Source organism: Cellulosimicrobium sp. BMG9.22, assembly GCF_059159975.1.
Map to the genome: position 1 here is coordinate 85,415 of NZ_JBZGBY010000015.1, position 10,144 is coordinate 95,558.

Below are 10,144 nucleotides of genomic sequence, written 5' to 3' on the forward strand. Positions count from 1 at the left end.
GTCAGCCCGCGAAGCGGATCGGCACGAGCAGGTAGCGGTAGTGGGACGAGTCCTCGCCGTCCAGGGAGTCCTGGCCCGTGAACTCGACCGGCTTGTTCGGGTGGGTGAAGCTCAGGCGCACGAAGTCGGTGCCGAGCGCCCCGAGCCCGTCGAGGAGGAACTGCGGGTTGAACGCGACCGAGATGTCCTCGCCGACGAGGACCGCCTCGAGGGCCTCGGACGCCTGCGCGTCGTCACCCTGACCGGCGTCGAGCACGACCTGGCCGTCCGTGAACGACAGCCGGATCGGGGTGTTGCGCTCAGCGACCAGGGCGACGCGCTTGGCGGCGTCGATGAGCGGCGCCGTCGGGACGACGGCATGGATCGGCGTCTCGTCCGGGAAGAGCCGGCGCACGGCGGGGTAGTCGCCGTCGACGAGCTGGGAGGTGGTGTGGCGGCCGCCGGCCTCGAAGCCGATGAGGTCGACCCCGGCCCCGACGTTGAGGCCGACGTTGACCAGGCCGGAGCTCCCGAGCGACTTGGCGACGTCGTTCAGGGTGCGTGCCCGGACGAGGGCGATGGCGGAGTAGCTCGGGGTGACCGGTGTCCACGTGAGCTCGCGCAGCGCGAGACGGTACCGGTCGGTCGCGAGCAGGGTGATGCGCTCGCCCTCGATCTCGACGCGCACACCGGTGAGGAGCGGGAGGGTGTCGTCGCGGCTCGCCGCCACCGTCACCTGGGCGACGGCGTTCGTCAGCTCGTCGCCCGACACGGTGCCCGAGAGCTCGGGCATCGCGGGCAGCGCGGGGTACTCGTCCACAGGCATGGTGAGAAGCGTGAAACGGCTCGCGCCGCAGGTCACGATCACCTTGCTGCCCTCGAGCGCGACGTCGACGGGCTTGGCGGGCAGGGCTCGCGAGATCTCGGCCAGCAGACGGCCGGAGACGAGCACCGTGCCGGGCTCGCTCACCTCTGCAGGGATCTCCGAGCGGGCCGAGACCTCGTAGTCGAAGCTCGACAGCCCGATCGTGCCCGAGGCGTCGGCCTCGAGGCGGACGCCCGCGAGGACGGGAGCGGGCGGGCGGGTCGGCAGGGTCCGTGCCGTCCAGGTCACCGCGTCGGCCAGGACATCACGCTCAACCCGGAACTTCATCCCACACCCTCTCGTCCCTACGCCCAGGATCGGACTCGATCTTCACATGTACCGCACGGGTACGCCCTGACGCGACCTGTCGTGGATGAACCCTACGCGAGGTGAGGTGCGGGAGGAACTGGAACGGGCGGACTCCCGTGCCTCTGGAGAGGATGTGGCCGGGGACGCCCCCGGCAGCCTCGGAGGGGGGTCGGTCAGCTCCTGCGCGCTCGTCGGTCGGAGCCTGATGAAGGCGTGTGGAATTTCCCCTTTGATGACGTTAGTCGTCGTAGTAGGGGTTGTGGAACCAGTGGATATCGGCCGTTCTCGCAGGTCAGGGGATATTTCTGCGTGTGGACGAGCCGGTGAGGACGCTGTGGGAAAGTCGCACGCCCTGTGGGCGGCCGATTCGTCCCCACATGTCGTCCACCGACGGAGGGGGCGTCGTCCACACGATCTGGCAGCTCATCCACAGTTATCCACAGCGATGTGGACGGATCTGTGCACGGAGTGGCGTCCACAGGGGCCTGTTGATGACTCTCGTCCACAGCACCGTCGGGGAAAACTCCGGAGATCACGGGCATCTCCCACGACCGGACACATCTGTGGTTCTCCGTGCGAGCCCGGATCACGCGGATGTCACAACCCACAGGCCGTCTGTGGATGACTGTGGACAACTTGGCCCACACGCTGTGTACGAGTGGGTGTTCGCGGCGTGGGGCGGGTCTTCGGGACGGCGGGCGTCCGATATCCACAGATCTGTGCACGCCGGCGGGGATCGCTGTGGGCCCGGGCCGTCGTCGTCGGCGGCCCGGGTCGTCGCCCGGGTTCGAGTGCGGCTGGTCAGCCGCGGTGCTGCTGCTTGATCCGGCTCGTGAGCTCGGTGACCTGGTTGTAGGTCGACCGGCGCTCGGCCATCTGCTCCGTGATCTTGCGGTTGGCATGCATGACGGTCGTGTGGTCCCGCCCGCCGAACTGCTGGCCGATCTTGGGCAGGGAGAGGTCGGTGAGCTCGCGGCACAGGTACATGGCGATCTGGCGGGCCGTGACGAGGACACGGGAGCGCGAGCTGCCGCAGAGGTCCTCGATGGTGAGGCCGAAGTACGCGGCGGTCTGCGCGATGATCGCGGCAGGCGTGATCTCGGCGCTGTCCTCGTCCGTGATGAGGTCCTTGAGGACGATCTCCGCGAGGGGGAGGTCGACCTGCTGCCGGTTGAGGTTCGCGAACGCGGTCACGCGGATGAGTGCGCCCTCGAGCTCGCGGATGTTGGTCGAGATCCGCGAGCCGATGTAGGAGAGCACGTCGTCGGGAGCCGCGAGGCGCTCGCTCGACGCCTTCTTGCGGAGGATCGCGATGCGGGTCTCGAGGTCGGGGGGCTGGACGTCCGTGATGAGTCCCCACTCGAACCGTGACCGGAGCCGGTCCTCGAACCCGTTCAGCTGCTTGGGCGGCAGGTCGGACGTGATGACGACCTGCTTGTTCGCGTTGTGCAGCGCGTTGAACGTGTGGAAGAACTCCTCCATCGTCTGTTCCTTGCCCTGGAGGAACTGGATGTCGTCGATGAGCAGCACGTCCACGTCGCGGTACCGACGCTGGAACGCGCCGGCCTTGCCCTCACCGATCGAGTTGATGAAGTCGTTCGTGAACTCCTCCGAGTTCACGTAGCGCACGCGCACGTTCGGGTAGAGGTTGTGCGCGTAGTGACCGATCGCGTGGAGCAGGTGGGTCTTGCCCAGGCCGGAGTCGCCGTAGATGAACAGGGGGTTGTAGGCCTTGGCGGGAGCCTCGGCGACCGCGACCGCGGCCGCGTGGGCGAAGCGGTTCGACGAGCCGATGACGAACGTCTCGAAGACGTACTTCGGGTTGAGCCGGCTCGGTTCCGCCTGCGGGCGCGGGGGCGGCGGGGCCGGGAGGTCCGGGAGACCGTCGTCGGGCTCCATGTACGGCCGCTCGACGGCCGGGCGCGCGGCAGGGGTGGAGACGGGCTCCGAGCTGAGCTCGGGGTCCACGGTGATGCCGAAACGCACGTCGCGGCCGAGACACGAGGACATGGCGGTGACCAGCTCGTCGCGCACGCGCGTCTCGAGGTAGGTGCGCGTCTGCTCGTGCGGGACGGCGATGAACACCGTGTCATCGAGGATGGCGAGCGGCTTGGCGAGCCTGATGAACGCGATCTGGCGAGGCGTGATGTCAGGGCTCGCCTCGAGGATGCTCAGGGTCTGTGCCCAGACGTCGGCGATGTTCTCGTCCGGGTTGGCCACGGGCGGTTCCTCACGGGTCGAGGGCGTGCGTCGGACGGCGGTCCGGTCCGGCGAGCGTGCGCTCGCGGATCCCGGACCACGAGCGCCGACGAGAAGGTCACGGATGGAGTGATGCTGGGGTTGATCGTGCCACGGGAACCCCTCGTCCACATAGTTGTCCACAGGCTGTGGGTTGTTATCGTGAGGTTGCTCTCAGGTCAAGGGGAGGCGACGAGCGCGGTCTGGTCGGCGTCGACGAGCGACGGACGTCACGCCGACCGTGGTTTGACCTGACCGGGTCGCAGAGCGTAACGTCGGACAGCCGCTTCCAGGTGCTCTTGGCGCGCCCACGCAGGGCCCGACGCGACGCGTCGTGCTTCCTTCGAGGACTCCGTGCCCACGTGTGGCTCGTACGTCGTACACACCTGGACGGTCAGCAGGGTGGGAGACCGCCCCGTAGCAGCACCCGAACCACCGACGGGCTCCACCGGAGCCGGTCATTGCATCGTCGAGGACATAGACGGTGTACCTCCCCGACGTTCTTGGAGCACCTCGTGAGCAAGCGGACCTTCCAGCCGAACACCCGGCGCCGGGCGAAGACCCACGGCTTCCGGCTGCGCATGCGGACCCGTGCCGGCCGCGCCATCCTGGCTGCCCGCCGTCGCAAGGGCCGCACCGAGCTCTCTGCCTGATCCCACGTGCTCCCCGCGGCGCACCGACTGCGCCGTTCCGTCGACTTCGAACGGGCGGTGCGCCGCGGTGTGCGTGCGGGGAGGTCGACCGTGGTCGTGCACCTCGCCGAGGACCGTGACGGAGAGACGCAGCCGCAGGTCGGCTTCGTCGTCTCCAAGGCCGTAGGCAACGCGGTGCGACGCAATCTCGTCAAGCGCCGTCTGCGCGCAGCCGTTGCGGCCCATCTCGGAGCGCTGCCCGCGCACGGGCGTGTCGTCGTGCGCGCTCTGCCGTCGGCATCGTCCGCCACGTTCGACGAGCTGAGCGCCGACCTCTCGCGCGGTCTCGACCGCGCCGTCGTGCGACTGGGCGAGCGCGAGAGCGTGCGTCGATGACGACCATGCACCCTGTCGAGGCGCCCGAGGGCAGTGCGACGCGGCCCGAAGCCGAGGAGCCCGGTGTCAGAGGGTTCACCCGTCGCGTGGTCGACGTGTTGCGGCGAGTCCCAGCCCTCACACTGATCGGCATGATCCGGGCCTACCAGTCGGTCATCTCTCCGATGACGGGCCCCACCTGCAAGTACTACCCGTCCTGCTCCCAGTACGCCCTGACCGCCGTGCGGCGTCATGGTGCGCTCCGTGGCACGGGCCTCGCCCTCTGGCGGCTGTTGCGCTGCAACCCCTGGAGCCTCGGCGGGGTCGACGACGTGCCCGAGGCACGACACTCGCACTAGTCCTCCGCCCCGTCGTGGGCGATTCACGAGCTTTGTCTGAAGGTTAAGGGAGCAGTCACGGATGGACTTCTTCGCGTTCCTCGCACCGATCGAGTGGGTCGTCGCCTGGATCATGTACCTGTGTCACCAGGGACTGACATACCTGGGATTCGCGGATGGTCCGGGCCCGGCATGGGTCCTGTCGATCGTCGGACTCGTCGTCATCATCCGCATCCTGCTCATCCCGCTCTTCTTCAAGCAGATCAAGGCCTCTCGTGGAATGCAGATGCTGCAGCCCGAGATGCAGGCGATCCAGAAGAAGTACAAGGGCAAGACGGACCCGGCCTCCCGCGAGGCCATGAGCCGCGAGACGATGGACCTGTACCGCAAGCACGGGACGAACCCGTTCGCCTCGTGCATGCCGATCCTGCTGCAGTCCCCGATCTTCTTCGCACTCTTCCGCGTCCTGAACGGGCTCGTGCCGATCTCGAACGGCGACGCCGACCCCATCGGACCGATCGACGCGTCGGTCGCGAGCGACATCGAGAGCTCGACCGTCTTCGGCGCCCAGCTCTCCGACATCTTCCTGCGGTCGGAGTCGCTGCAGACCAAGATCGTCATCGCCGTGCTCATCGTCGCGATGTGCGCGACGACGTTCTTCACGCAGCGCCAGCTGACGATGAAGAACATGCCGAAGGCCGCCCTCGAGGGCCCGATGGCGTCGACGCAGAAGATGATGCTCTACGTCTTCCCGTTCATCTTCGCGGTCTCGGGCGTCAACTTCCCGGTCGGTGTGCTCATCTACTGGACCACGACGAACCTGTGGTCGATGGGCCAGCAGTTCTACACGATCCGGAGGATGCCGGCTCCGGGCTCGGAGGCCGAGCGCCTGATGAACGAGCGCAAGGCACGCAAGGCAGCTGCCAAGGGCGTCGTCGAGGACGCTGCCCCGGTCATCGAGCAGCCGCGCGGCCAGCGCCAGCAGCCGAAGCGTAAGGACCGCCGGAAGGGGACGACTCCGCGCGTCGACGGCTCGTCCGGCCCGACCGACGGCACGAGCGAGGCCCCGACGAGCGAGGCCCCGACGACCGAGGACGCGCCGACCGAGGCGCCGGTCGAGGGCACTCCCGGCAAGAACGCCGCAGGGGGTCAGCCGAAGCGCCCTGCCGGATCCTCGACGCCGGCGTCGTCGAAGAAGAAGAAGCAGAAGTAGATCCCGCGCCATGACGCGCACCCTTGCCCCGAGGAGCACCCAGATGCCGCCGACCGAGACCCCTGTGCCCAGCGAAGCCACCGTCGACGAGACCGTCCCGGAGACCGCGCGCCTCGAAGAGGAGGGCGAGATTGCCGCCGACTACCTCGAGGAGCTGCTCGACATCGCCGACCTCGACGGCGACATCGACATCGATGTGGAGCACGACCGCGCGGCCGTCGAGATCGTGGCCGACGAGGCCTCCCTCCTCCAGCCGCTGGTCGGTCGTGAGGGAGAGGTGCTCGACGCGCTGCAGGAGCTGACCCGGCTCGCGGTGCAGGCGCGCACGGGTGAGCGGAGCCGGCTGATGCTGGACGTCGCCGGGTTCCGGGCGAACCGACGTCGTGAGCTGACGGTCCTCGCCGAGGAGGCCATCGAGCGGGTCCGTACTGACGGGCAGAAGGTGTCGCTCGAGCCGCTCAACGCGTTCGAACGCAAGGTGGTGCACGACGCCGTCGCTGCGTCCGGCCTGCGGAGCGACTCGGAAGGTGCTGAGCCGTCCCGCTACGTGGTGATCTACCCCGCCGACTGACGCCGTCCTTTCTCGACTCGGTGCGCCCCACGTTTCACGTGAAACGTGGGGCGCACGTCATTGGGGGAACTGAGCGTGGGCTTGCGATGACGGTCGCGACGCCGGCTCGCGTGCTGGCCGTCGCACGAAGGTACGGCTACCCGGCGACTCGTGGAACGAGCCCGACAGAGCAGGACGCGCCTGACGGCTGTTCCACGTGAAACGATGGGGACGCCCGACGAGACGAGGAGCGAGCTGAAGGATGGGAACCGTGACGGAGAGCGACGGAGAACGCGCGATCGAGAGAGAAATGCTCAGCGAGTTCTTCGGCGACGCGTTCCCCGCGGTTGAGCGGTTCGCGGAGCGCCTGCGTCGCGAGGGCGAGCTTCGCGGACTCATCGGACCGCGCGAGGTGTCTCGGATCTGGGACCGGCACATCCTCAACTCGGCTGCTGTCGTCCCGTTCCTTCCGACGTCCGGTCTGATTGCCGACGTCGGTTCCGGAGCGGGACTGCCGGGTGTCGTGATCGCCGCGATGCGGCCGGAGGCGACCGTCTACCTCGTGGAACCCATGGAGCGCCGTTGTGCGTGGTTGAGCGAGATCGCCGAGGATCTGCAGCTGGAGAACGTCGAAGTGAAGAGAGGGCGCGCCGAGGAGTTCCACGGGGCGTTCGAATGTGATGCAGTCACGTCCCGCGCGGTCGCGGCGCTCGACAAGCTGGTGCGTCTCTCTCTTCCGCTCGTCCGACCGGGCGGGGAGATGATCGTGCTCAAGGGTCGCAACGTGACACAGGAGCTCGATCCTGCACGCAAGGCGCTGCGCAAGCTCAAGGGATCGCCGCCGGAGATTCTCGAGGCCACGTCGATTCCAGGCGTGGAGAGCACGACCGTCGTGAGGATCGTGCGGCAGACTGGGATCCGCTGAGTCGGACCACGCGAGCGGGCGGCCAGAGCGGTCGCTCGTCAGCGACACGGGCCCATGACGGCACCGAGGTCCGTCGGCTCCGACGACTTGCGTCGCATGCTGGTGTCGACAACGGAGAGGGAGAGGGAGGCACGCGTGACGGAGAGCACCCACGCACTGGAGGGCGTACACGAGTGGGAGCGCGTGGCCGGGCGCCAGGACGCGAACTCGATGGGCACCGCCGCCGGCGCCGAGGATGACCGTCGCGCCGCTCTCATGGCCAGCCTGCCCGACGCCGACGATTCCACACCGCTTGCAGCACAGCTCGCGGTGGACGCTCGACGGCGGATCGATCTGCAGGGTCGTCAGTTCCCGCGGCCTGAGGCGACGCGCATCATCACGGTGGCGAATCAGAAGGGTGGCGTAGGGAAGACGACAACGACCGTCAATCTTGCCGCTGGACTCGCGCAGGCGGGACTCAATGTCCTCGTGATCGACAACGATCCGCAGGGAAACGCCTCCACTGCCCTCGGAGTCGAGCATCGGGCCGGCACGCCCTCGATCTACGAGGTCCTCGTCGACGGCGACCCTCTGGCGGGCGCGGTCCAGCAGTGCCCGGACATCCCGACGCTGTGGTGCGTCCCGGCGACGATCGACCTGTCAGGTGCCGAGATCGAGCTCGTCTCGCTTGTTTCACGTGAAACACGACTGCGTCGGGCGCTCGACACCTATCTTGAGGACAGGGTTCGCGCAGGGGAGGAGCGGATCGACTATGTGCTCGTCGACTGCCCACCCAGCCTGGGCTTGCTGACGGTCAACGCGTTCGTCGTCGGACGTGAAGTGCTCATCCCGATCCAGTGCGAGTACTACGCCCTGGAAGGCCTGAGCCAGCTGCTCAAGACGATCGAGCTCATCAAGGCGCATCTCAATCCCGAGCTGCACGTCTCCACGATCCTGCTCACCATGTACGACGGTCGGACCAACCTGGCGCAGCAGGTCGCCGCGGAGGTTCGCGAGCACTTCCCCGTCCAGACCCTCCGCACCACCGTTCCGCGTTCCGTCCGGATCTCTGAGGCGCCGAGCCACGGTCAGACCGTCATGACCTACGATCCCGGTTCCACGGGGGCACTGGCGTATCTCGAGGCCGCGCGTGAGGTGACACAGCGCGGGAAGAACGAGCGCGTACTGGACGACAGCGGCCAGAACACGGCAGAAGAGCCCGCTCTGGAGCCGCTGCCGAGGAACGACCATGAGTTTGCCGGGTCCATCGGCGGACCCGCCTTGCGGCAGGAGGAGCAGCGATGAGCGAGAAGCGGCGCGGATTGGGACGAGGGCTGGGAGCGCTCATCCCCACGAGCTCGGAGGGCAAGCGTCCGGTCGACGTATTCTTCCCAAGCCCCGCGCACGATGAACCCGCCGCAGACGCTTCGACGCATGCCGACGCCGAGGGTGCGACTTCGACGGCTTCCGAGGATTCCAGCCCGGTGCCGGTCGTCACTCTCGTCGCGGCGTCGCCCCAGGCTTCCGACGTGGCAGGGCTGACGTCGCTCTCGGAGTCCGACCTCGCCGAGCTGGAGGCGTTGTCCGACCGCGATGTCATGGGGGAAGGCGAACGCTCGGTCGATTCCGACGAGGCGAGCAGCGACACGTCGACCGACGTCGACGAGGCGTCACAGGCAGGCACTGCGGCCGACGACGATGGTGTTGTTTCACGTGAAACGCTGACGCAGGACGCTCCCGAGAGCGCCGACGGGGAGAGCACCGGGTCAAGGCCCACGCCTGGTGAGTCGGAGGTCGAGTGGGCCGGTGGAATCGGGGAGGACCTTGTCCCGGTGCCCGGCGCCAGGTTCGCGGAGATCCCGACGGAGACGATTCGACCGAACCCGCGGCAACCCCGGACCGTCTTTGACGAGGGCGAGCTGGACGAGCTCGTGGGATCGATCCGTGAGATCGGAGTCTTGCAGCCGGTCGTCGTGCGCCCGGCCCCCGGAGAGCCCGGCGCGTATGAGCTCATCATGGGTGAGCGGCGGTTGCGCGCGACCCAGACCGCCGGGCTGACGGTGATCCCCGCGATCATCCGCGAGACCGAGGACGGCGACCTCCTGCGTGATGCGCTGCTCGAGAACTTGCACCGCAGCGCGCTCAATCCCCTCGAAGAGGCGGCCGCCTACAGGCAGCTCCTGGACGACTTCGGCTGCACGCACGAGGATCTGGCCGAGCGAATCTCGCGGAGCAGGCCCCAGATCTCCAACACACTGCGCCTTCTGCGCCTCCCTCCGCTCGTTCAGCGGCGCGTTGCCGCGGGGGTTCTCTCCGCCGGCCACGCGCGCGCTCTCCTCGGGCTCACGGACGGCGCAGAGATCGAACGACTGGCGCAGCGCATCGTCGCTGAGGGGCTCTCGGTTCGCGCGACCGAGGAGATCGTCGCGATGGGAGGGCTCGACGAGCGTCGCCCTGCCCGCACACCGCGAGCCGGCCAGCGGTCTGCAGCGATCGACGAGCTGGCGCACCGGTTGTCCGACCGATTCGAGACACGGGTGAAGGTGGACCTTGGCGCCAAGAAGGGGCGCCTCACGGTGGAGTTCGCGTCCGTCGAGGACCTCAACCGCATCCTCGACCTCATGGCGCCGGAGGACCCTGGACTGCTGCGCAAGTAGCTGCCGTTGCGTGCGCTCGCGCGATGGGAGCAGTTCTTTGGGGGTCTTGGGTCGTGGGGCGCGGCGGTTGTGGGTTCGCCGGGG

At 68.1% G+C, this 10,144-nt stretch carries 10 protein-coding genes; 8 read left to right on the forward strand and 2 right to left on the reverse strand.

All coding sequences use genetic code 11. The features are described 5' to 3' along the window. Window position 1: 1 nt before the first annotated feature. Together dnaN and dnaA are read right to left on the reverse strand one after the other, a co-directional pair. Window positions 2-1,132, reverse strand: a complete 1,131-nt coding sequence (gene dnaN / locus AC4H2H_RS11895; RefSeq protein WP_494371012.1) for a DNA polymerase III subunit beta — start codon at window positions 1,130-1,132, stop codon at window positions 2-4. Between the two features lie 822 nt (window positions 1,133-1,954). Next, window positions 1,955-3,373, reverse strand: coding sequence for a chromosomal replication initiator protein DnaA (gene dnaA, locus AC4H2H_RS11900; RefSeq protein WP_494371013.1), 1,419 nt, complete (start codon window positions 3,371-3,373; stop codon window positions 1,955-1,957). Between the two features lie 533 nt (window positions 3,374-3,906). On the opposite strand from dnaA, the gene rpmH reads away from it, so the two are divergent. The 8 genes from rpmH to AC4H2H_RS11940 all read left to right on the forward strand — a co-directional run bounded on the left by rpmH (window position 3,907) and on the right by AC4H2H_RS11940 (window position 10,060). Further along, window positions 3,907-4,044 carry a 50S ribosomal protein L34 gene (gene rpmH, locus AC4H2H_RS11905; protein WP_012880118.1) on the forward strand — a complete coding sequence of 46 codons (138 nt, stop codon included), beginning with the start codon at window positions 3,907-3,909 and terminating at the stop codon, window positions 4,042-4,044. A gap of 6 nt (window positions 4,045-4,050) precedes the next feature. Next, entirely contained in the window at window positions 4,051-4,419 is a 369-nt protein-coding gene (rnpA, locus tag AC4H2H_RS11910) for a ribonuclease P protein component (RefSeq protein ID WP_494371014.1), read from the forward strand. 5 nt (window positions 4,420-4,424) lie between these two features. Next, complete coding sequence (yidD, locus tag AC4H2H_RS11915) at window positions 4,425-4,757, forward strand: membrane protein insertion efficiency factor YidD (RefSeq protein ID WP_494371028.1); 333 nt, start codon at window positions 4,425-4,427, stop codon at window positions 4,755-4,757. Between the two features lie 61 nt (window positions 4,758-4,818). Beyond that, window positions 4,819-5,949, forward strand: a complete 1,131-nt coding sequence (gene yidC, locus AC4H2H_RS11920) for a membrane protein insertase YidC (RefSeq protein ID WP_494371015.1) — start codon at window positions 4,819-4,821, stop codon at window positions 5,947-5,949. A gap of 43 nt (window positions 5,950-5,992) precedes the next feature. Then, entirely contained in the window at window positions 5,993-6,520 is a 528-nt protein-coding gene (locus AC4H2H_RS11925; protein WP_494371029.1) for a Jag family protein, read from the forward strand. A 241-nt stretch (window positions 6,521-6,761) separates the two neighbouring features. Then, window positions 6,762-7,424, forward strand: coding sequence for a 16S rRNA (guanine(527)-N(7))-methyltransferase RsmG (gene rsmG, locus AC4H2H_RS11930; RefSeq protein WP_494371016.1), 663 nt, complete (start codon window positions 6,762-6,764; stop codon window positions 7,422-7,424). A 135-nt stretch (window positions 7,425-7,559) separates the two neighbouring features. After that, window positions 7,560-8,708: a ParA family protein gene (locus tag AC4H2H_RS11935; RefSeq protein WP_494371017.1), complete on the forward strand. Its 1,149-nt coding sequence runs from the start codon at window positions 7,560-7,562 to the stop codon at window positions 8,706-8,708. Then, window positions 8,705-10,060, forward strand: coding sequence for a ParB/RepB/Spo0J family partition protein (locus AC4H2H_RS11940; protein WP_494371018.1), 1,356 nt, complete (start codon window positions 8,705-8,707; stop codon window positions 10,058-10,060). Before AC4H2H_RS11935 ends, AC4H2H_RS11940 begins: the two co-directional genes overlap by 4 nt. The last annotated feature ends 84 nt before the right edge of the window (window positions 10,061-10,144 follow it).